The following is a 20,920-nucleotide window of genomic DNA, read 5'->3' as shown; positions in this document are numbered from 1 at the left end:
TCTTATTGATTTGATGCGTTTACCCTGATTGTTTATTAGCTTTGAATAGATATGAATAAAGCTCCTTCTCTTGTTATTGATGGTATCCCAGTCCAAGTTTCCGAAACGGTTGCCGCAGTATGTCGTTCTAGACTTGTTAATGCAGTCAATAAGCTACTGGATGAAACCAATCTTGAGGATATCCAGATTACTGTAGGAACTCAATCGGCAAATCAGAAAAACGGTCAAAAATCAGAGGAAGGATCTAAAGATGCTCCCGAAAACAAATCTAACTACGACCTGTCCCCTGAAGACCGCGCCAAAAAATACAAACCCACCCAACCTTTATTTACTTTCGAGCAATTAGTTATCACCAAAGAAGTAGAAGAAGACTTACTGTTGGCGGTTGACTTAATTGAGTTAGAATCCAAAGTTTTTGATGACTGGGGTTTGCGACAAATTGAACCGTTTCCTCGTACCGCCCTCAACTTTCATGGTAAACCGGGAACGGGTAAGACTTTAGCCGCACACGCGATCGCCTCTAAAATTAACCGACCTATTTTAGTCGCCAGTTACGCTCAAATTGAGAGTATGTATCATGGAGAAGGGCCGAAAAATGTTGAGGCAATTTTCATGGCAGCAGAGCGAGAAAATTCCTTGTTGTTTATCGATGAAGCTGACTCCTTACTTTCCAAGCGACTCACAAACGTTAATCAAGGATCGGAACAAGCGATTAACTCCATGCGGAGTCAGTTACTTATCTGCTTAGAACGGTTTCGCGGCGTAGTCATTTTTTCCACTAATCTGGTGCAAAACTATGATAAAGCCTTTGAAACCAGAGTTCGCCATGTCAACTTTCCCATGCCAGACGAAATCTGTCGTCAACAAATATGGGCGAAACATCTTCCCGACAAGATGCCAAAAGCCGAAAATGTGTCCCTAGCAGAATTAGCTAAAGTTGATGATGTTTGCGGTCGGGATATTAAAAATGCCGTGATTGATGCGGCCATGAGAGCGGCTCGTCAAGGCAAAAATCAGCTTGACTTAACCGATTTTATCAACTCGATTGAAGCGATTAAAAAAGCTCGCATTAATGTGTCTTCCGAGGATGAATCTAGAAGTTTAACTCCCGAAGAGAAGAAGGAAATCGGGAAAAAAATCAAAGAAGCCATAGCCAAGGAAGAAAATACTGATGAGAAATGATGAAGAAGAAATTAGTCGAAGAATTCTCCACGCTTTGCGAAAACACCAAAAGCCAAAGCTTTTTGACCCCAGCCGCTTAATTTTTTCGGCGATCGCTGGTTTCTTAGTTGTAGGTTTTTTTATTTGGGAAAGCCAGCCGAGAGTAAACATAACAGACCTCGACGTTTACCACAATGTCAGAAGGTCATCAGGTAAAAATATAAAAATGGTTCTGGACTTTGAAACGGCTCACCTGAAAAATCGTAGTTGTACAGCTGCTGCTTATTTCTACTACAAAAATGGCAGAAAGGTAAGAAGCACTACTCGCGGCTATCGCACAGAAGACAATCAACTATCAACCAGTGATGATTTTCGCCCTCGGTATGAACATAGTACATACAAAAATTTTACTTTATATATTCCCAACAAGTATTTCAATCGTGGAAGCTATAAGGGAAAAGTAAAAACATACTGTGGAGACGAATTTATTGGAAACACCAAAAGCTTTCGGTTTACAATCGGTCTTTGAGGTTAATTTATTGCGATCGCTCTTTTGTTTACCCCTGAAAAAAGAAACCGGGTTTCTATGACAATTTTGGTGGGATGACAGAGATTTTATAAAGAAACCCGGTTTCTGGTCGCAGGTTAAGGAAAAGAAACCCGGTTTCTATGACAATTTTGGTGGGATGACAGAGATTTTATAAAGAAACCCGGTTTCTGGCTGTCGGTTTCTGATACAAGAGGCGATCTCTCTTCTATTTTCCAATGGGGGCGATCGCTTTATGTTATGGTTGGACGGGTTGTTAAAAAAATAATATGAGTGGTATCGAGCGAGAAATCTACCTGGAAAATCGAACCAGTCTGATTAACAAGCATCTCCCTGCCACCGAAAAATCACAAAAGGAACTGGAAACAGAAGGGATCGTCTATTTATTTAATAATCGCCGAACAATGGAGCAAGTTGCAGAGGAAATTAAGAAAAGGGGAGAGAGAACCGGAGCAGAGGATTTAGAAGATAAATACGAACGCTATGGATTATTTTTTGCCGAGCCAATCGGTTATATTCTAAAATTAGATGGTTCGCAAATTCCTCTCCACTATGGGGAAATAAAAATCCAAAAGATCACAGGTAAGTATCATGTCATCCCTCGCACCAAACCGCGTAGAACAAAACCCTGAAAATATAACAAATCTGCTCGCTAATCAAGCATCAGAACCAGAATGGGAGTTTGCGGAAATCTGGGTCGATCCTTGGCTCTCCCCACCCTATATTCTGATGTTGGTGAAAGAACGCTCGGGTAAATTCTCGATTCAAAATCCCGCACAAAACTATAAATCTATCTTTACCAGCGATACTTACGAAGAGAGCCAAATGTGGCTACTAGAGGATGAATACGAGCGAGTTACAGGTCGCTTTTGCCAACCAGAGTAACAGAAAAGGGATCGTTTTCCTATTGTTTGAAAGGCGATCGCTCCTTTGCCAAGCTCCCGCTCAATAAACCAGGTTTCTATCATGAAAATAGTGGGATGACAGGGATTTTCCAGAGAAACCCGGTTTGTGGCTGTTTATTTTAAAGCGATCGCCCTTTGGAAATAAAAGGGCGATCGCTTTATACTCTTGTTAGAAAGTTGGATAAAATCCTTCGTGTTCGGTCGAACAGAGAAGCACTATCTTCTGGCGTGCGATCGCCATCAGATTACCAACCTTACTAACCGTAGATCCTGTAGGGACGCGATCGATCGCGTCCCTACAAGTTCATTACAAGTTCATTCATTCACACCGTCGTTTCTGCCAAAGCCAGCTCGGCTGACCGGGATGAGTCCGATCGCACGGCCCGGAACATACCAAAACGGCACAGACCCGTACCGAATGCCAGCCGCATCAGCAGCAAAGTTGGCACTTCCCGCAAAGATTTGATCGTCCCCAACAGACCAAAACGAACCAATCCTTGCGGTCTGGCTATCCCCTGCCAAATCGAATCGAGCCAAGAAGGCAAGGTCGCTGCACTCCAGTCGGCAGTTGTCACCTCACCCTCGACCCATCCCGTTGCCGAGAGTAATTCGGCAAACCCTTCAATACTGGCAAATGCCGGATGGGACCACTGATCGAGCAGTTGCCGCATCACCGGACGTTCCCAAAAATTGAGTGGCGTTTGGCGATCGTCTCTTTGATTCCAGTCGGCGACCACCAAGATACCCCCCGGCTTTAAGACGCGCATTAATTCTTTGGCAAACAGCGCCTTATCCGGCATGTGCGGTCCGGCTTCAATCGACCAAACCACATCAAAACTGGCATCCGGGAACGAAAGAGATAGGGCATCCTCGACCAGAAAGTTAACGTCGAGGTCTTCCTCGGTCAGTTCCTTCGCCCGTTGGACTTGTTGGGGACTGATCGTGACCCCCGTCACCGCAAAGCCATAATCGCGCGCCAACATGCGACTGCTGCCCCCAATCCCGCAGCCGACATCCAACACGGTCGTCCCTGGGGGCAGTTCGTCCAAGCCTCCCCAACTCACCATTTCATGCACGAAGTCAGCTTTAGCTTCTCGGAAGTCCTTTCGTTGCGGAGGCGAACCGTAGTGACCTAAGTGGATGTGTTCGCCCCAGTAGTATTCTAAAATGCCATCTTCGGTCCAGGTATCGTAGGCATTGGCAACGGAGTCTGACGACTGGTATTTACGGGCAGACATCAGATAGACAGCAGTGGCGATCGCCACAAGTGCGAGCAAAGCGCCGATCGCAAACGACAAACTCATCAACATCCTCCCTAATTGACAACTTCGAGTTTCTCTATATTACGGGGCGCTACAGGATTGCGCCCCGAGCGAAGATGGCTAATCCGCTTAGAATGACCTCAAGCGGGCGATCGCGGCGATCGCCAAACGATACCACTGCCAAAGCCTACGCCTCCCAGGAGAGTCTTGAGGAGACACCGACGACTTGACAAAAGGGTGAACCCCCGTGGGAATTTTTCCCATTCGCATCAGTTGGTATTGCAACATTGGCATCACTGTTGAGGGGGAGAATAGGGGAGCGGAGGCAAAATCAAGGCCGTCGCCTCCCGAACGATCGCAGATCGTTCTCGATACGGGACTTTCCCTTCGGGAGTGGCTACATATTGCTCGCAAAACTCCGACAAAGCGACGGCGGATTCAGTAGGGGATAGCCCACTGAGAACAAAGGTCAGTTTGCCAGGGGCGGCGAGGGTGACATTACACCCACGAGAGCACGCAGCCATACAGCGTAAGGGCCGAACGGCAATCCTTTCTTGCAAGTTGCGAGCCTTCAATTCGGCTTGCACGCGGGCGAGTAAATGTTCTCCACCGGAAAGATCGTCGCGGCTTTTTTCTTCAGGCGAAAAGCGACACAAACAACAGGCGAATAAAGTGACTTCACTCATAAGATCGGCACCTCGTTAAGGAGTGAGATTGAACTGATGGAGACTCATTTGAGAAAGATCCGAATGCGACAGGTGGAATTCGTCCCAACCCATACAAATAGTCTTGTAACTTTGAGGTGGCGCGATCGCCATATTCCGCAAATAGAACAACGTTGCCCGACCGCCGGATTCCAACAGCAATATGGCATCGGTTTGCGGATTGTAACCATCGACCGCCTCCAGGAGGTGAGCATTCAAGTGACGGTCGTAGAGCATTGGCATCTCCGGGTTGGCCAGCCAAGCATTGAGAAAAGGAACCATCCGCGATCGCGGGACGTAGTGAGATGGAAAACTTTCCCCCGCGATTCCCAGGTGAGGGGTTTTGAGGCTGCAAACGACGGCACCGCGTTCCCCAGCGAGATAACCGACCCAGGCATTGTAACCAATCACCAACAAATTGGTTGCAATGAATGCTTGCTGCCAGTCATCTCCCTTTTGTTGCCACAGATCGGTCTCAACTCTCATCCGGTTTCTCCCGTAAAATCTTCGCCGCTTCGACCATGTTCTTCAACGCCGGAATCACCTCTTGCCAACGTCGGGTTTTCAAGCCGCAGTCAGGATTGACCCAAATTTGCTCCGTGGGCAAATTGGCAACCCCCGTCTGCAATTGCTGCACCATTTGCTCCACGCTCGGAACGATCGGAGCATGTACGTCGTAGATCCCATTCCCGACTTGATGTTTGTAACCTGCCCCGGTAATTTCAAACAAAGTCTCGTTGTTGCTACGGCTGTTCTCAATCGACAGCACGTCCGCATCGAGCCGTTCGATCTGGTGGATAATATCGCCGAACTCGCAGTAACACATGTGCGTGTGGATTTGGGTTTCCGGTTTGGCGATCGCTGCCGCCAGGCGGAAAGCATCCACCGCCCAAGAAAGGTATTCGTTCCACCGTTCCGATTTGAGGGGCAGTCCTTCGCGCAAAGCGGGTTCGTCAATTTGAATGATTTGCGCTCCGGCAGCTTCCAGGTCGGCTACCTCATCGCGCAGAGCCAGTGCAATTTGCATCGCCTGTTCCCGACGCGGAATATCCGTGCGCGGGAATGACCAATTGAGCATCGTAACCGGCCCGGTCAGCATTCCTTTGACGATTTTGGAGGTCAGCGATCGCGCTACCTCAAATTCCCGCACGGTCATCGGCTCCGTCCGCGTGATATCTCCATAGATAATCGGCGGACGCACGCAGCGACTGCCATAACTTTGCACCCAACCGTGTTGGGTAAAAGCAAAACCGGATAGTTTCTGCCCGAAGAACTCCACCATATCGGTGCGCTCGAATTCCCCATGCACCAAGACATCCAAGCCCACTTGTTCTTGAAGCTCAATGCATTGGGCAATTTCAGCATCGATACGCTGTTCGTACTCGCTTTGAGTGATTTCCCCCCGTTTTAACTGTAGGCGTAGCTTGCGAACTTCCGGAGTTTGCGGGAAAGATCCGATCGTCGTCGTTGGAAACGCAGGGAGCTGGGGTTGGTGCGATCGCCGTTGCTGGTAAGGAAGGGAACGCTCGAGATCCGAGACTGTCAGATCGCGCAAGCGCTCGTGTACCCTTGGCGTTGCTGGCGCAAACTGCTCAAATGCTTGCCATTGCCGTTGGATTTGAGCCAATGCCGTCTCCGGATCGTCCGCAGAGAGTAACACGACTTCCTCAAGCTTCTGTCGGGCGAAACTCAGTACTTGGCGTAAGGGTTCTGGCAGCTTGGTTTCCTGAGTCGCATCGTGAGGGACAAATTGCAACGATGCAGAAGGATGTAAGTAAATGTTGGTGGTCACCGTCCGAATGGCCTCCAAGGTGGCTCGTACCGATGACGGGCGGATCTTCCAGACATTGCGGGCGTCCACCATTCCCACGCCCAATTGCTTGTCGGCAGGGAATCCTTGAGTCTGCAACAGTTCCAGATTGCGCCCCCGCGTGAAATCGAGGCCGATCGCCGCTACGGGTAACTGGGTCACCCAGCCGTAATTTTCACCCAAATCATCAAAGTAGCTCACCAGGTGGATCCGCAAGCCAACTTCAGTCAGTCGGCTGTAAGTCTCTGTCATCGCAGTTTGCAGGTCGGGAACGCCACTTTTAACCCCGATCGGATCGTGAAGTTGCACTTGAGTGATGCCCAAATCTTTCAGTTGTTCTAAAAGATCGACATACAAGGGTAGGAGTTTGGCTAAATCATCTTCAAACTTTCCTTTTCGCCGACTCAGATGCAAGAGCGTGACCGGACTCAGGACGATCGGGACGGCGCGCTCTCCCAGCAGCGATCGCGACTGGCGCACGATCTCGAGAAAATCGCTAAAGTTTGCCTGTGGCTCGGCATCGGCCTTAATTTCTGGCACTAAGTAGTGATAGTTCGTATCGAACCACTTGGTCATTTCCAGAGCTGGAATCCCTGTTTGACCGCGCGCCATAGCAAAATAGAGCTCCAGCCCCTGCAATCCTCGAAATCGCGGCGGAATTAACCCCAGTCGTACCGTCCAATCGAGGACGGAGTCGTACAACGTGCGATCGCCGACACCGATGCAGTCAATCCCCCCATCGAGCTGGGTTTTCCAGTTTTCTACATCGATGTCGCGACTCGTTTTTAGCAAGCTCTCGGCATCCGAAGCATCGTTCCAAAACGCTTCTAGAGCTTTCTTAAGCTCGCGCCGTTTGCCCATGCGCGCGTAGCCCAGGGTCATCGTTTGAATGGTCATTGTTGCGAGTCTAAATGGTTGAATAAAGGATTGAGGGTTCGAGGGATCTCAAAGAAAAAAACAGGAGTAACCTCGAGCCATTGCCACGCGATCGCCTCGCGCTTGTAAGCGAAAAGGCTACGACTGACAAGACTCAAACCTGCTATTTTCTTAGATACTCCGAAGCTGAAAGTAGGGAAAAATTAGCCTTCTCGCGCTATTGCACGAGCCGAACGCACGCCCTCGTAGCTACGGGGGTCGGCCTTGCATTGAGGCAAGAATTCAAATTTTCACCGCGTTCTAACGACCGTTACCAGAGCCGTGCGGCGACGCTCCAATAACAAACCCGTTGCGAACGAGAAAAGCTTGCAGAATTCATCATCCGTACCTCGCAGATGTTGTGTGACGTGTGTTTTCTATCGGCGGGCATTCTGACTCGGAGGCTCGGACAATAGGGAGAGTCCTCCTTCACAGCTGCGGGACAGTGGCAGATTTTCACTGCGCTTTCCCCGTTTCCTCTAGCGGCTGACCCCCGCTAGAACCGATGAGTTAAACTGACTGGGATATTCTATCACTAAATAAGGTCGGTTTGAAACATCAAACCCAATTTTTTCGGTTCGAGAGCCTCAAACTAGAGATCGGCGATCGCCGATCGTCGGTTCCCGTTTGGTTATATTATGTTACTTCAAGCCAGTAGCGACTGTAATTTATTGAATTAATTACACAATAGTCCTGTATTGTGCTAAGACTGCGATCTGAGAATTAAGCGATCGCAACCTTGCCAAATCCAAAATGTGTTTTCGCAAGAATATAACAACGAAAGTCACAATCAATCGATAAAAGCTTACATTTTCTGAGGCGCGGGTTGAAGACTACGATTTAAAGACTACACGGCCTACGAACACTCGATCTTCAAAATCTAAAAGAATTTCTGAGAAAACTCAATCACCGAATCTCTATGATGTATCTTTTTCCCTTGAGGATGGAGGTATATTAAATTTAATAGCTTTTTGGTTCGATCGACTTCCAAAGTCCGTCAAAATCTGTTAAAACAGCTACAAACCAACCCATTGAAATAAAGACTGCTTTTCTTTTGTGGTTTTCCCCCTACACGACGGCGAGGAATCTGAGATGACCCCCTCTCAAAATGACGGTAATGCTAAAAGCGATCGCAATCTGTTTGAGGATTCTAAATCACTCGAAGATTGGTGTTTGGACGAACAATTACTCGAAAAAACTCTAGCGGCTTATAGCAATGCGATCGCCGAACGCAATTTAATGGCTCGGCAACTGCGCGAAACTCTCAAACAGCTCTCGGATCTCAAATTTGCGTTAGAACGAGCGGCCAAGATCTCGGTAGGAGATCGCCACAGTATTATCAATTTTTTGCGCGAGCAGTTTGGTCGAGGGTATCGCGCGGATTCGGCTGCTCGAAAAACAGTCCACCCCCCTCACGATCTCCGTGCGATCGAATCAGTATTAGCGCCCATCGTGCAGGCGATCGATCGGAGGAAGGTCTGGCATGGAACCATCGAGCTAGCATTGGGGGAAAGTCAAATCGCTCGCTATTATACGACGGTGGTTCCTTTTTCGAGAGAACCGGGACAACCGGATCAATTTTTGGCCTTACAGGTCAATCTAATGGAGGGGGTCAGAATCGAATAACGAGGGGTTTTGATGGATCGATCGCGCTCTAGAAATCACCAGAGGTTAGATCTTCGAGACGGGGGAAAGCTCAAGACGATGGGGAGGGGCGTCGTCCCTCATCCGCGATCGCGATCGACGCGATTGGAGCGCTCGGAGATCGCATTTCCGGTGGCAAACATAGACATTACTTTTCTCATGCGATCGGGGGACAACTCGGGATCGTCTTCGAGTGGGAGCGAGCAAAATAAGGGGAGTTTGAAGTGAAGTTTACCAAGACAGCAGCCACAACATTAAAGCTGCAACGGTTAACGTTACGATTTGCAGGGCAATCGTTTGAGCCAACCAACGGAACGGCTTCCAAGTATATTCCATGAATTTCATCTCCTCAACACCTCTAGTCCTCTAGACGATCATGCTCGATCGATGCTCCCGGGATCTGTGCGATCTTGCACCCCCTAGAACGGTGATTTTGCTCACCCAAAACCTCGATCTCGATCGCCAAAAATGGGGATCGCTGGGGTTGAAAAAGCGCCGATGCACCAACCTCACTCCAATGGAAGCGATCTCGAACCCGGCCCCCGCCATTGGCGATCGCCACCAGAGAAATCTAAAAGTTGTCTAAAGTTGCGAAAGGAACTGGGGAAAGTGCCGGGGCGATCGCCCCCATCGTACCGAACGAGCCTTGCAGAAATTGGCGGCGAGAAAACACGGAAGCTTACCCCAAAAAACAACGACAGCCGCTCCTCTCTTACGAAAAAGGGCGGCGCGTCTGTATTCCTCTAAAAAAATCGGGATGACTGGATTCGAACCAGCGGCCCCTTCGTCCCGAACGAAGTGCGCTACCAAGCTGCGCTACATCCCGATGCGCGGTTTTTTTCCTTAACCAGTCTAGAGTATAACATCATCTTTGGCTAGGATGTAAAGAGTGTCACTTAAATTTTTCATGGCAAGCGTGAGTGTAAAGCCTGATTGGTTGCGGGTCAAAGCCCCTCAGTGGGAGCGCGTCGGCAATGTCAAAGAAATTCTGCGCGACCTCAAACTCAATACGGTCTGCGAGGAAGCGTCCTGTCCCAATATTGGCGAATGCTTCCATAACGGGACAGCTACCTTCCTGATTATGGGTCCGGCTTGTACCCGGGCTTGTCCGTATTGCGATATCGACTTCGACAAAACGCCGCGATCGCTCGACCCGGAAGAACCCGCGAATTTGGCGGAGGCGGTGCGTCGGATGCGGCTCAATCACGTGGTCGTCACCTCGGTCAACCGCGACGACCTGCCCGATGGGGGAGCCACGCAATTCGCGCGCTGCATCGAAGCGATCCGCGCCGCTTCCCCGGGAACGACGATCGAAGTGTTGATTCCCGATTTATGTGGCAACTGGGACGCTTTAGAAACGATTCTCAAGGCCGGTCCGGAAGTCCTCAACCACAATACCGAAACCGTCGAACGGCTCTATCGCCGGGTGCGTCCCCAAGGGAATTACGAGCGTTCCCTCGAATTGCTGCGCCGATCGCGGGCGATCGCCCCCTGGGTGTACACCAAATCCGGAATCATGCTCGGGTTGGGCGAAAGCGAAGCCGAAATTCGCCAAGTGATGGCCGATTTGCGCCGGGTCGATTGCGATATCTTGACCATGGGTCAGTACCTGCAACCGACGCCGAAACACCTGCCGATCGCCGAATGGGTCGCGCCGGAAACCTTCGAGCAGTGGCAAACCCTCGGCGAATCGATGGGCTTCTTGCAAGTGGTCGCCTCGCCGTTGACCCGCAGTTCCTATCACGCCGAGCAGGTGCGCGCCCTCATGGAACGTTACCCCCGTTCCCGATCGTGAGCGCCACCGATCGCGAAGCCGGGGCGATCGCGCCGACCCGCCTCGCCGTCATCGGCGCCGGGATGTGGGGTTCGACGTTAGGACAATTAGCCGCCCACAACGGCCATCACGTGAGCCTCTGGTCCCGTCACGGCGATCGCTCCCTCGCCGAGACCGTCGCCGATGCGGAAATTCTCCTGTCCGCCGTCTCCATGAAAGGGGTGCGTCCCGTCGCTTCCCAAGTCCGCGACTTGCCGATCCGCCCCGATGCCATTCTCGTGACGGCGACCAAAGGCTTGGATCCCGAAACCACCTGCACCCCTTCGACGATCTGGCAAGACGCCGTCGGCGATCGCCCGGTGGTAGTCCTCGCCGGACCGAACCTCTCCAAAGAAATCCAACAAGGGTTACCCGCCGCTACGGTGGTCGCCAGTACGGATTTTGGAGCCGCCGAACGGGTGCAAGGGATATTCTCCTCGATGGATTTTCGGGTCTATACCAATCGCGACCCCCTCGGCGTCGAACTCGGCGGCACCCTCAAAAACGTGATGGCGATCGCCGCCGGAGTTTGCGACGGCTTGCAACTGGGCACCAACGCCAAAGCCGCCTTACTCACCCGAGGACTCGCCGAAATGATTCGGATCGGTAGCGATTGGGGTGCCCAGGTCGAAACCTTTTACGGCTTGTCCGGACTCGGCGACCTCTTGGCGACGTGCAATTCTCCCCTCAGTCGCAACTATCAAGTGGGGTATCAATTGGCGCGCGATCGCGGCCTGCCGGAGATTTTGGCCGATCTCGAAGGAACTGCCGAAGGCGTCAACACCACCGCCGTCTTACTCGATCGCGCCCGCCGCCGGGACATTTCGATGCCGATTTCCTACCAAGTCGGTCTGCTCCTCGACGGCAGCATCACCCCCAAAGCCGCCCTCGAAGCCTTAATGGGTCGCGAGAGCAAACCGGAATAGCCTGTCTCCAGCCCTGGAACCGACTCACGGGATCCGCCTCGTCGGGGCGGCGATCGCCTCTCGTCGCCCCGTCTTTAATATTTTGAATCTTTTCAACCTCGAAAAAACTTCTTCCCTTCCACGGGCGATCGAGGTCACGTTTGCCCCTTCAAAGCCCCGCGATCGCCCCAGAAAAACCCCTGTTCTAAATTCTTCCGGGAAAGCTTTACAACCCCTTGAATCATTGGATTTGGTCAACGATCTCGAACCGATGACACAGGTGATGTAAATTAATTTACCCCTTGACCGAAGTCACTCTTAAATCGGAAAGGGCTTCTTATACTAGCATGTAGGGGTCGGCCAGTCCTTTCATGGAAAACCAACCGCTTGCTTGATGTCTGTGGCTCTTCGCCGGGGTAGTGCCAGAGAGAAAACAACCGTGCAGCAACCGCAACCGACTCGGGGGGTTGCTCGCCGAATCCTTTCTCTAGGGTTCCTTCGGAGTTGAGAACACCCATGGAGTTAGGTCAATTCGCTGGAAGAACGCATCGTTCCGATATCGAATGTTTCCCCTGGGGGAATACTAACCGACAGGCAGCGATCGATCCCAAAATTCCGATCCCCTGGAGCTGCTGAGACTTTCACCATGCCAGGAATTTCTTTTAACCCGAATACGGAAGACGACAAACGAGTGAATGCCCAAGAGTTTGACGATCGCGGCATCGCCAGCGAAAGCGACGACGAAGAAGCATACGCTCCCATCGACGTCGAATTGGACGTGGACGATGCCGATAGTGCCACTTTAGTTAACAAACCCAGCCGTCGCACCACGGATTTAGTCCGCTTGTACTTGCAAGAAATCGGGCGAGTTCGCTTGCTCGGACGCGACGAGGAAGTTGCGGAAGCGCAAAAAGTTCAGCGCTACATGCAACTGAAAGAATTACGGGACGAAGCCGCCACGGACGACAATCCGGAACTCAAGCGCTACGTCCATTTGATCGAAACCCGCGATCGCCTATCTTCGCAATTAGGATTGCGTCCGTCCTTAGAACGATGGGCCTCGGAAAGTGGAATCGACGTGACCGAACTCAAGCCGAGTTTGGCGGCGGGGAAACGCAAGTGGGCTGAATTAGCCGGATTGGTTCTCGAAGAACTAGAGAAAATCCAGACGGAAGGCGTGGGCGCCAAAGAACACATGATCAAGGCCAATTTGCGCCTGGTCGTGTCCGTCGCTAAAAAATATCAAAATCGCGGTTTGGAATTGTTGGATTTGATCCAAGAAGGTACCTTGGGACTCGAACGAGCGGTCGAAAAGTTCGATCCGACCCGGGGCTATCGGTTTAGCACCTATGCTTACTGGTGGATCCGTCAGGGGATTACTCGGGCGATCGCCACCCAAAGCCGCACGATCCGACTTCCCGTCCACATTACCGAAAAACTCAATAAGATCAAAAAGGCTCAACGCAAACTTTCTCAAGAAAAAGGTCGCACCCCGACCATCGACGATATCGCCGAAGAGTTAGAAATGACTCCGGCTAACGTGCGCGAAGTCCTCTTGCGCGTTCCCCGTTCCGTTTCCCTCGAAACGAAAGTCGGTAAAGAAAAAGATACCGAACTCGGCGACTTACTCGAAACCGACGATATCTCGCCGGAAGAAATTCTCATGCGAGAAGCTTTGCAACGGGATTTGCAGCATCTGCTCGCGGATTTGACCACCCGGGAACGAGACGTGATTCGGATGCGTTTCGGATTGGGTGACGGTCATCCTTATTCTTTGGCAGAAATTGGCCGCGCCTTGGACCTGTCGCGCGAACGGGTGCGTCAGATCGAAGCGAAGGCCCTGCAAAAACTGCGGCAACCCAAACGCCGCAATCGCGTCCGCGATTATCTCGAAGCGCTCAGCTAAAGCGAGTGGATGACAGGGTGCTATCTATTTCATATCAACACTTTCGCGCCGATCGCCTTGAAAACTATTTGTTTGACTGCTCGCGCGATCGCGTCGAGACCGATCTCGTCCGCTCCGGCGAGGCGATCGATGTTATAAAATTTAACATCTACGCCGTTTTTCCCTCCGTTCGCTCCCCCGCGATCGGCCAGTCGTCCCCAGGTTCGCGACTTGGCTAGGGATCGCCGGATCGTCCGCACTTCACTTTTTTGGCGATCGCCCTCCCAGATACGCCGAAATTAGTTCTCAATAAGAAGACGTTCTTGCTAGTTACTGTTAAATTGTGTATCCTTCTCAATAAGGACAGTTTGTTGAGAAGAGAACGGGGTTTAGTATGTCTGCTTACACGGCCTCCTCACTCAAGGCAGAATTAAACGAACGGGGGTGGCGCCTGACCCCCCAACGAGAAACGATTTTACAGGTTTTTCAAAACCTTCCCAAAAACGAACATCTGAGTGCGGAAGATCTCTATACGCTGCTCCAAAATCAAGGAGAAAACATCAGCTTATCGACGATCTACCGCACCTTAAAACTACTATCGCGCATGGGGGTATTGCGAGAACTCGAACTCGCCGAAGGTCACAAACATTACGAAATCAATAAACCCTACCCCCACCACCATCACCACCTGATTTGCGTTCGCTGCAACAAAACCATCGAGTTCAAAAGCGACTCGATCTTGAAAGTCGGCACCAAAACCGCCAAAAAAGAAGGCTATCACCTGCTCGACTGTCAACTGACGATTCACGCCATTTGTCCGCGCTGCCAACGGGCATTACTGCCACTTTAAACCGAATTTCAATCCAATTTCAAAAAATTTAAAAATAAGCGACCCGCGCGTCAACAAACCCTTGAGAGCGCAACAGCTTAGTGCGTTCTTCCGCAATCTCCCGGCGCAAGGACGAACCGACATGAACGTAATCCCCTAAGCGAGAGTCGGCGGCAAAAGCATCGGGGAAGATCTGACGCACCGCTTCTAAGGTTCCCTGACGGAATTGAGGAACCACGACCACGTACAACTTGCGATCGAGCGATCGCCGGGTCGTCGCGTCGGCGACGCCACTGGGGGGCAGACCATAGGTTTGTTGAAATTCCTTGAGGGAGATTTCCGTATCGTCGCCGAAAATCCCGTCGATGCGTGACGGGGGAAATCCGGCGATCGCGAGGCGTTGCTGGAGCGATCGCACTTGGGAACCGCGATCGCCGTAACGGATTTCACCGGAGGTATTCCCACGGGGTACGAACCCCTGACTCGTCGGCGCAGGTTGCGGTTGACTGGCGAGGGCCGTCCGGGTGTTCGAGCCGACCAGACCGTCGGCGCGCAGATTATTATTTTGTTGGAAGCGAATGACCGCCGTTTCCGTATCGTAATCAAACTCTCCCGTTACCGGACCGGCAAAATAACCGAGTTGTTGTAATTGCTGCTGGAGTGCGCTGACTGCGACGCCGCGATCGCCGACCCGCAACACCTCGTTACCGCTACTGACCGCCGTCACCGTTCCAAATCCTTGGGCCGGAGTCGCGGCAAAACTCTGCACGGGGGCCGATCGCTGCGCCATCCGACCCATCGCCTGCAGGGTTTGCGAATCGACAATTCCGGTGACGGGTAAACCGTTGGCCCGTTGGAATTCAATCACCGCCGCTTCCGTAATCGGACCGTAATAGTCGGTAACGTCCGTATTAAAATAACCGAAACTCTTCAAACGCTGCTGGATCGATCGCACCGACGGACCACTATCCCCTTGTTGGAACAACACCGTTTGGGCCGCCGTCGGCGGAACCGGAGCGGCGATCGCCAACAACAAAGCCAGTACCGACCACCCCAGCAATTGGGGCATCGAACAACACAGCCACACAAAGTGGCGATCGCGGGGGGTTGCCTTGGGAAGGTCGCGATCGCCCTGACTTTCGTAAGCCCGGGCTAATTCAATATATGCAAGGGTTTCCATATCGTTTCTACAGGCTAACAAACGACATCGAGATCGGAGCGAACTCCGGTTCGTCGTCATGTCCCCTCAAACAACTGCCGTACCGTCAAACCGATTCCGATGCACCTCCAGGGACTTTAGAGCGGACTGCCGACTCACCGCTCGATTTTAATTCAAAATCGGTAAAGTGACTGTAAAAACACTGCCTTTGCCCACTTGCGATCGCACCGCGATCGTCCCGGAATGCGCTTCGGCAATGCGACGGCACAAATGAAGACCCAAACCACTGCCCGATCGCTTGTGATTGCCCGACCGAAAGCGCTCGAATAGGTTCGCTTGCTCGGCGGGTTCGATCCCCGGTCCGGTATCTTCCACGGCGATCGCGATCGCCCCCGACTCCGGCTTCAAGGTGATTTCCACCGATCCGGCTTCGGTAAACTTGATCGCATTGCCGATTAAATTCGTAAACAAGCGCCACAATTCCAGGCGATCGCCGCGAATATTGGTCTCGGCAAACCCATTTTCCGGGGAGAGATAGCGATCGTCAATTTTTAAATCGATCGCTTGCGCCTGGGCCATCGGTTCGAGTTCGGCGCACAATTCCTCAATTAATTGCAACAAGTTGACCTCAGTAAAAGTCAACCGCTTGCGCGCCGCCTCGTAGCGATAGACCTCCAACAAGGTATTGACCATTTTCAACAGATTCTCATTACTGCGCTGCATCGTGTCGAAGGCTTCTTGCATTTCCGGGGTCACTGCGCCTAATGCCCCTTGACCGAGCAATCCGAGCATTCGATCCGCCGCCACCAACGGCGTGCGCAAGTCGTGAGTCAGACGAGAGACAAAATCCTCGCGCTGGCGGGCAATTTCGTCCCGTTCGTCTACGCTGTGTTTGAGGCGTAGCAGCGATCGCACCCGAGCGAGCAGTTCGTCGATTTCTACAGGTTTGCGGATAAAATCGTCCGCCCCCACATCCAGTCCTTGGACTACACTGGGGCGATCGTGGGCGGTAATCAGCAAGATCGGTATAAACGGTAAGTCCGCATTGCTGCGCAGTCGTCGCGTCACTTCGTAACCGTCCATTCCCGGCATCATGATATCTAACAACACTAAATCCGGGGGGGATTGCTCGATCGCCTCCAAGGCGCTATAACCGCTTTCTGCCGTACTGGTTTCGTATCCTTCTTCTTCTAAAATCGTTGTCACCAGTAATACATTATCGGGAGAATCGTCTACGACTAAAATGCGATCGGCTGTTTTAGAATTTGGAGATAAAGGCGGATGGCTCATCGATTTATAGGGTTTGACACTTCGCAATTCTGTCAAGATTCGGACAATCTTAAAGTCTTACAATTTTCTCATTTTGTAAGCTTTTAAAAATCGTACTCTAGAGTGATTTTAAACTTGAATTGTTTATGTTAAAATTAATGTTCTTATGGAGTGGAAAAGTAAAAGTAACTGACGCAATTCGAGCGGACGACGAGATCGAGAGAATCTTTGTATTTCAGTGGATCTCACCTTCACCCGTTGTCTCGATCGCCCCAGGACGACATCGAGCGATCGCGATTCTCCTTTGCAGACAATGAGCGCGAACGCCCCTAGCTTTATTTGGAACGGCGTTGGACGAGCCGACAAAATCTTAAAAAATCGAATATTTTTCAATCGTGAGAGCGGGGATCGCCTAAGTTATTCATAGACTTTTAATCGACTCCAACTGATAGAAAATTATCGAGGAGAATCCAATCGTGGCTTATCGAATCCAAGAACAAGAAACCATCGATCGCGGCATCAAGCGAATCGTCGGTGACGAAATCGAACTGGCGATCGCCGACTTACGCGGTCATACTCATCTCGCCCAAGAAGAAGCGATTCACGACGCGCGCAAACGCTTGAAAAAACTGCGCGCCGTAGCTCGATTGGTGCGCTTCGGTATCGGCGACGAAGCCTACCGCCGCGAAAACCAAACTTGGCGGGATGCGGGACGTTTATTATCCGATGTCCGCGATGCCAGCGTTTATGTGGAAACCTTGGACAAACTCAAAAGTGCTTACGCTAATTATATTGCTGCCGATGCATTTAGCACCACCCGTTCGTCATTAGTCGATCGCCGCGATGCCATCCTCAAACAACATCTAGGTGAGGATAACAAAATGGAACAAGCGGCGGCAAAAATCGAACAGTCTCGAACTCAAGTGGAGGAATGGAACCTCGGCGATCGCGATTGGGAGGCGATCGCGCCGGGTTTCCAACGCATTTACAAACAAGGTCGCAAAGCATTACAGCACGCCTTTGAAAACAGAAGCATCGAAAATTTTCACGATTGGCGCAAACGAGTTAAAGATTTCTGGTATCACTTGAGAATTTTAGAATCGATCTGGCCGAGTTTGATGAATCAAATGCAAACTGAAGCCAAACAACTGTCCGATTATCTCGGCGACGATCACGATTTAGCCGTCTTGCGACAGTTATTAGTTGAATATCCGAAATTATGTCCCGATCGCGAGGAATTTGAAGCCTTAATCGCTTCGATCGACCTGCGCCGCAACCAACTGCAACGATCGGCGAAAGTCTTAGGCGATCGCCTTTATGCAGAGAAAGCGAGTGCGTTTGTCGATCGCCTCGGACATTATTGGTACACTTGGAAAGCCGAACAAAGCGAGGCGATCGGCGATTGGAACTAAGCGCGCCTAATCCACCCCAGCGCGCCGGATTCGCGGCGATCGCACCTGTGGCTATCTCCCTCTACGGTTAGAGTTTCGATCGCCGCGCGATCGGGTAATAATCTATTGGCAGATAGATGAAGCAAGCGGGTTGAATTCGTTAACTTAAGAGTGGCATAAGTAGAAATAACCATTTACCCATTTATGACTGCGATTAATACCACAGGAAACTCTCAAATTCGCTCTGAAGATACCAAAAAGATTGTCGAAAGATTTGAAGGGTTAAAAACCGACGACCAACTGGCGTTACTCTATTGGATTTACGAAAAAATGGGGGATTCAATTACCCCCGCCGCTCCCACGGCGACCGACCCGCAAATTGCCCCTTTATTACTCGATAACTTTTTTAAGTTATCCGACGACGAACAACTGCAAGTTATGCGCGATCTCGTCGAGCGTAAAGACACGCAATACAGTCACGCTTACGGCGCCTTAACGGCGAACAATCAGTTACTCGTCTGGTATGCGTGGGCGATCGCTATGGGAGATACGGTGGTCGATCTGCCGGAAAATTACTCAGCCGATGGAGCGGTTAAGGACATTCTCAAACAGGTTGAAAACGCCGAATTTCAAGATCAAATTTCCATTCTTCGAGAAATTGCCGCCAATATGGGTTACACCGATATCGGCGAGGTTCCCTCCCAGGAACAAACCGGGAAAACCCCCAGTCTCTAAACCTAGGCAACGCCTAAAAGTAAGCTAAGTTAATTTCAAATTCGGAGAAGGATCGTTTACTTTCCTTTTCCGTTTTTCTTGGGCGATCGCCGCTTTTTTGGTTTCTAACCCTAACGCTCTTCAAGTTCACGAGCAGTTTCTACTAACTCGATAAACTCCTTACGATACCCTTCTAAATCGGCACCCCGAGATCCTTTGGCAAGATCTAAGACTTGCGTGAAACTGGCATCGCCTCGATCTTCCGAATTGCGCAAAATCATGCCAAATTCCGCTACGGCTGCCGAAAACTTAAAGTTATTGGAACTATTTTCTAACGAAATTTGGCGATCCACAACAGGTTCGGCGATGAGTTGCGATTTATTTTTATCGGGATGTTTGTAGCGCAACTTAACGAGCATTAACTCGTCCGCTTTGTAGCCCGTCGGATCGGTGATTTCCGATGAATTTGTTTGATATCGCAACGGGTCGATAGTCGGTAAGGGAATATCGCTGTCTACTCCGGTGGGGATAATTTCATAAAGAGCAGTAACCGAATGACCGCTTCCTAATTCTCCCGCATCTTTGCGATCGTCATTAAAATCTCGATCTTGCAAGATGCGATTTTCATAACCAATTAAGCGATAAGCTCGGACGCGATCGGGATTAAATTCGACTTGAATTTTGACATCTTTCGCGATCGTCAGTAAAGTGCCGCCCATTTCGGTCACTAGCATTTTTTGGGCTTCTTTCTCCGTGTCGATATAACCGTAATTACCGTTACCTTTGTCGGCTAACTGTTCCATTTTGCTATCTTTCAGGTTGCCCATCCCGAAGCCTAACACAGTTAGAAAGACGCCGCGATCGCGATAACTTTCAATTAAGCGCACGAGTTCGGAATCGCTAGAAGCACCCACATTAAAATCACCGTCAGTCGCCAGAATAACGCGGTTATTTCCATCAGGAAGATAAGTGCGTTTAGCCACTTCGTAGGCGAGTTTAATCCCCGCGCCTCCCGCCGTAGAGCCACCGGAGTTGAGGCGGTCGATCGCCTCTAAAATTTTAGCTTTTTGGTTGCCGGGAGTTGGAGATAAAACTAAACCCGCCGCCCCCGCATAAACCACAATCGATACCCGGTCTCGTTCGCTCAATTGGTTGACCAACATTTGCAAAGATGACTTGACCAGAGGTAATTTATTGGGCGCCGACATCGATCCGGAAACATCGAGTAAGAAAACTAAGTTGCTGGGTGGGATTTCTTCTCGGACCATCTGTTTTCCTTGTAATCCAATATGGACTAACTGATGTTGAGGATTCCAAGGGGCTTGAGAGATTTCTGTGGTAATTGAAAACGGGCGATCGCCCTCTGGTTGAGGATAATCGTAGGTGAAATAGTTAATTAATTCTTCAATTCTGACCGCATCGGGAGGTGGTAACTGACCGGAGGTAATAAATCGCCGCAGATTACTGTACGATGCGGTATCGACATCGATGGAAAAGGTAGATAAGGGATTGTCTTTGGCTAAGTGAAAGGTATTATCGGTAATGAGATGGTATTCTTCGGTATTGTATTGAGTCTCTGTATTAGGAGTAATCGGGGTGACTTCTCCAGGGAACGGATAGGGTGCTGGAGCTGCCGCTTCTGGAGAAGAAGCTCCTGGTGCCATGCCTGGATCGCTAAGCGTCACCATCCCGTCCGGTGCTGGAGCTGCCGCTTCTGGAGAAGAAGCTCCTGGTGCGCTTTCCGGACCGCCAAGATTCACCGGAGTTACAGAGTCTTTAACACCTGGTTGCTTAGCTTTATAAGTTTGACTTAATAACGAGGATAGCGCAAGCGCTACCAAGAACACCACAATAAGCGGAAACAGAGACCATCGAACCACATTTAAGTTTCGATATGTACTAGATCGGCGGAAATTGGACTCGGAATCGAGCGACGATTGACGATCGCCGGAAAATTTATCCTCTGGAATTTTCATTGTTTTGACCTGGGGTAAATTTTGGTAGTTT

Annotated in this window: 22 protein-coding genes, 1 tRNA gene and 1 riboswitch; of the genes, 12 read left to right on the top strand and 11 right to left on the bottom strand. The window is 50.6% G+C overall.

Translation table 11 applies throughout. The features are described 5' to 3' along the window. Positions 1-51 precede the first annotated feature (51 nt). The 4 genes from HCG48_RS08800 (at position 52) to HCG48_RS08785 (ending at position 2,593) form a co-directional block, all read left to right on the top strand. Positions 52-1,182, top strand: coding sequence for an ATP-binding protein (locus HCG48_RS08800; protein WP_168568820.1), 1,131 nt, complete (start codon positions 52-54; stop codon positions 1,180-1,182). After that, positions 1,172-1,690, top strand: coding sequence for a hypothetical protein (locus tag HCG48_RS08795; RefSeq protein WP_168568819.1), 519 nt, complete (start codon positions 1,172-1,174; stop codon positions 1,688-1,690). The genes HCG48_RS08800 and HCG48_RS08795 overlap by 11 nt, the downstream gene beginning before the upstream one ends. 287 nt (positions 1,691-1,977) lie before the next feature. After that, positions 1,978-2,340 (top strand): DUF6972 family protein, encoded by a 363-nt coding sequence (locus HCG48_RS08790; RefSeq protein WP_168568818.1) that lies wholly within the window; start codon positions 1,978-1,980, stop codon positions 2,338-2,340. Beyond that, positions 2,300-2,593: a hypothetical protein gene (locus HCG48_RS08785; RefSeq protein WP_168568817.1), complete on the top strand. Its 294-nt coding sequence runs from the start codon at positions 2,300-2,302 to the stop codon at positions 2,591-2,593. Before HCG48_RS08790 ends, HCG48_RS08785 begins: the two co-directional genes overlap by 41 nt. Positions 2,594-2,936: 343 nt before the next feature. Here the strand turns inward: HCG48_RS08785 and HCG48_RS08780 are convergent, their stop codons facing one another. From HCG48_RS08780 to metE, 5 genes are all read right to left on the bottom strand, one after another. After that, positions 2,937-3,917: a methyltransferase domain-containing protein gene (locus HCG48_RS08780; protein ID WP_168568816.1), complete on the bottom strand. Its 981-nt coding sequence runs from the start codon at positions 3,915-3,917 to the stop codon at positions 2,937-2,939. Between the two features lie 87 nt (positions 3,918-4,004). Then, a complete protein-coding gene (locus tag HCG48_RS08775; RefSeq protein ID WP_168568815.1) occupies positions 4,005-4,169 on the bottom strand; it encodes a hypothetical protein in 165 nt (54 codons plus the stop codon). Beyond that, positions 4,169-4,561: a DUF1636 domain-containing protein gene (locus tag HCG48_RS08770; RefSeq protein ID WP_168568814.1), complete on the bottom strand. Its 393-nt coding sequence runs from the start codon at positions 4,559-4,561 to the stop codon at positions 4,169-4,171. Before HCG48_RS08770 ends, HCG48_RS08775 begins: the two co-directional genes overlap by 1 nt. 15 nt (positions 4,562-4,576) lie before the next feature. Continuing rightward, positions 4,577-5,065, bottom strand: a complete 489-nt coding sequence (locus tag HCG48_RS08765) for a hypothetical protein (RefSeq protein ID WP_168568813.1) — start codon at positions 5,063-5,065, stop codon at positions 4,577-4,579. Beyond that, on the bottom strand, positions 5,055-7,286 hold the full coding sequence (gene metE, locus HCG48_RS08760) for a 5-methyltetrahydropteroyltriglutamate--homocysteine S-methyltransferase (protein ID WP_168568812.1): 2,232 nt from the start codon (positions 7,284-7,286) through the stop codon (positions 5,055-5,057). Before metE ends, HCG48_RS08765 begins: the two co-directional genes overlap by 11 nt. A gap of 383 nt (positions 7,287-7,669) precedes the next feature. Beyond that, positions 7,670-7,826: riboswitch (cobalamin riboswitch) on the bottom strand. 570 nt (positions 7,827-8,396) lie between these two features. On the opposite strand from metE, the gene HCG48_RS08755 reads away from it, so the two are divergent. Then, positions 8,397-8,930 carry a hypothetical protein gene (locus HCG48_RS08755; RefSeq protein WP_168568811.1) on the top strand — a complete coding sequence of 178 codons (534 nt, stop codon included), beginning with the start codon at positions 8,397-8,399 and terminating at the stop codon, positions 8,928-8,930. 394 nt (positions 8,931-9,324) lie between these two features. Continuing rightward, positions 9,325-9,534, top strand: coding sequence for a hypothetical protein (locus tag HCG48_RS08750; protein ID WP_168568810.1), 210 nt, complete (start codon positions 9,325-9,327; stop codon positions 9,532-9,534). On the opposite strand, the gene HCG48_RS26830 is transcribed toward HCG48_RS08750, so the two are convergent. Beyond that, complete coding sequence (locus HCG48_RS26830; RefSeq protein WP_168568809.1) at positions 9,520-9,621, bottom strand: twin-arginine translocation signal domain-containing protein; 102 nt, start codon at positions 9,619-9,621, stop codon at positions 9,520-9,522. The genes HCG48_RS08750 and HCG48_RS26830 overlap by 15 nt on opposite strands. Positions 9,622-9,700: 79 nt before the next feature. Beyond that, positions 9,701-9,774 (bottom strand) — tRNA-Pro (locus HCG48_RS08740). A 90-nt stretch (positions 9,775-9,864) separates the two neighbouring features. On the opposite strand from HCG48_RS08740, the gene lipA reads away from it, so the two are divergent. The 3 genes from lipA (at position 9,865) to sigC (ending at position 13,572) form a co-directional block, all read left to right on the top strand. Further along, complete coding sequence (lipA, locus tag HCG48_RS08735; RefSeq protein ID WP_168568808.1) at positions 9,865-10,743, top strand: lipoyl synthase; 879 nt, start codon at positions 9,865-9,867, stop codon at positions 10,741-10,743. Beyond that, positions 10,740-11,687 carry an NAD(P)H-dependent glycerol-3-phosphate dehydrogenase gene (locus HCG48_RS08730; RefSeq protein WP_281362098.1) on the top strand — a complete coding sequence of 316 codons (948 nt, stop codon included), beginning with the start codon at positions 10,740-10,742 and terminating at the stop codon, positions 11,685-11,687. Before lipA ends, HCG48_RS08730 begins: the two co-directional genes overlap by 4 nt. A gap of 625 nt (positions 11,688-12,312) precedes the next feature. Next, the gene (gene sigC / locus HCG48_RS08725) at positions 12,313-13,572 is read left to right on the top strand and encodes an RNA polymerase sigma factor SigC (protein WP_168568807.1); all 1,260 of its coding nucleotides are present in this window, start codon (positions 12,313-12,315) and stop codon (positions 13,570-13,572) included. 29 nt (positions 13,573-13,601) lie between these two features. Here sigC and HCG48_RS08720 read toward each other — a convergent pair whose 3' ends face one another. Next, complete coding sequence (locus HCG48_RS08720) at positions 13,602-13,811, bottom strand: hypothetical protein (protein WP_168568806.1); 210 nt, start codon at positions 13,809-13,811, stop codon at positions 13,602-13,604. Positions 13,812-13,945: 134 nt separating this feature from the next. Here HCG48_RS08720 and HCG48_RS08715 point away from each other — a divergent pair, with 134 nt between their 5' ends. Next, on the top strand, positions 13,946-14,401 hold the full coding sequence (locus HCG48_RS08715; protein ID WP_168568805.1) for a Fur family transcriptional regulator: 456 nt from the start codon (positions 13,946-13,948) through the stop codon (positions 14,399-14,401). A 28-nt stretch (positions 14,402-14,429) separates the two neighbouring features. On the opposite strand, the gene HCG48_RS08710 is transcribed toward HCG48_RS08715, so the two are convergent. Both HCG48_RS08710 and HCG48_RS08705 read right to left on the bottom strand, forming a co-directional pair. After that, complete coding sequence (locus HCG48_RS08710; RefSeq protein WP_168568804.1) at positions 14,430-15,560, bottom strand: peptidoglycan-binding domain-containing protein; 1,131 nt, start codon at positions 15,558-15,560, stop codon at positions 14,430-14,432. A 147-nt stretch (positions 15,561-15,707) separates the two neighbouring features. Beyond that, positions 15,708-16,829 (bottom strand): sensor histidine kinase, encoded by a 1,122-nt coding sequence (locus tag HCG48_RS08705; protein WP_168568803.1) that lies wholly within the window; start codon positions 16,827-16,829, stop codon positions 15,708-15,710. 455 nt (positions 16,830-17,284) lie between these two features. On the opposite strand from HCG48_RS08705, the gene HCG48_RS08700 reads away from it, so the two are divergent. Both HCG48_RS08700 and HCG48_RS08695 read left to right on the top strand, forming a co-directional pair. After that, complete coding sequence (locus HCG48_RS08700) at positions 17,285-18,220, top strand: CHAD domain-containing protein (protein WP_168568802.1); 936 nt, start codon at positions 17,285-17,287, stop codon at positions 18,218-18,220. 183 nt (positions 18,221-18,403) lie between these two features. Continuing rightward, positions 18,404-18,934, top strand: a complete 531-nt coding sequence (locus HCG48_RS08695) for an orange carotenoid protein N-terminal domain-containing protein (RefSeq protein ID WP_168568801.1) — start codon at positions 18,404-18,406, stop codon at positions 18,932-18,934. Between the two features lie 110 nt (positions 18,935-19,044). On the opposite strand, the gene HCG48_RS08690 is transcribed toward HCG48_RS08695, so the two are convergent. Further along, positions 19,045-20,673: a vWA domain-containing protein gene (locus HCG48_RS08690; protein WP_246259988.1), complete on the bottom strand. Its 1,629-nt coding sequence runs from the start codon at positions 20,671-20,673 to the stop codon at positions 19,045-19,047. Between the last annotated feature and the right edge of the window lie 247 nt (positions 20,674-20,920).

The organism is Oxynema aestuarii AP17 (assembly GCF_012295525.1).
GTDB lineage: Bacteria > Cyanobacteriota > Cyanobacteriia > Cyanobacteriales > Laspinemataceae > Oxynema > Oxynema aestuarii.
This window is presented reverse-complemented; position numbering and strand designations above follow the sequence as displayed.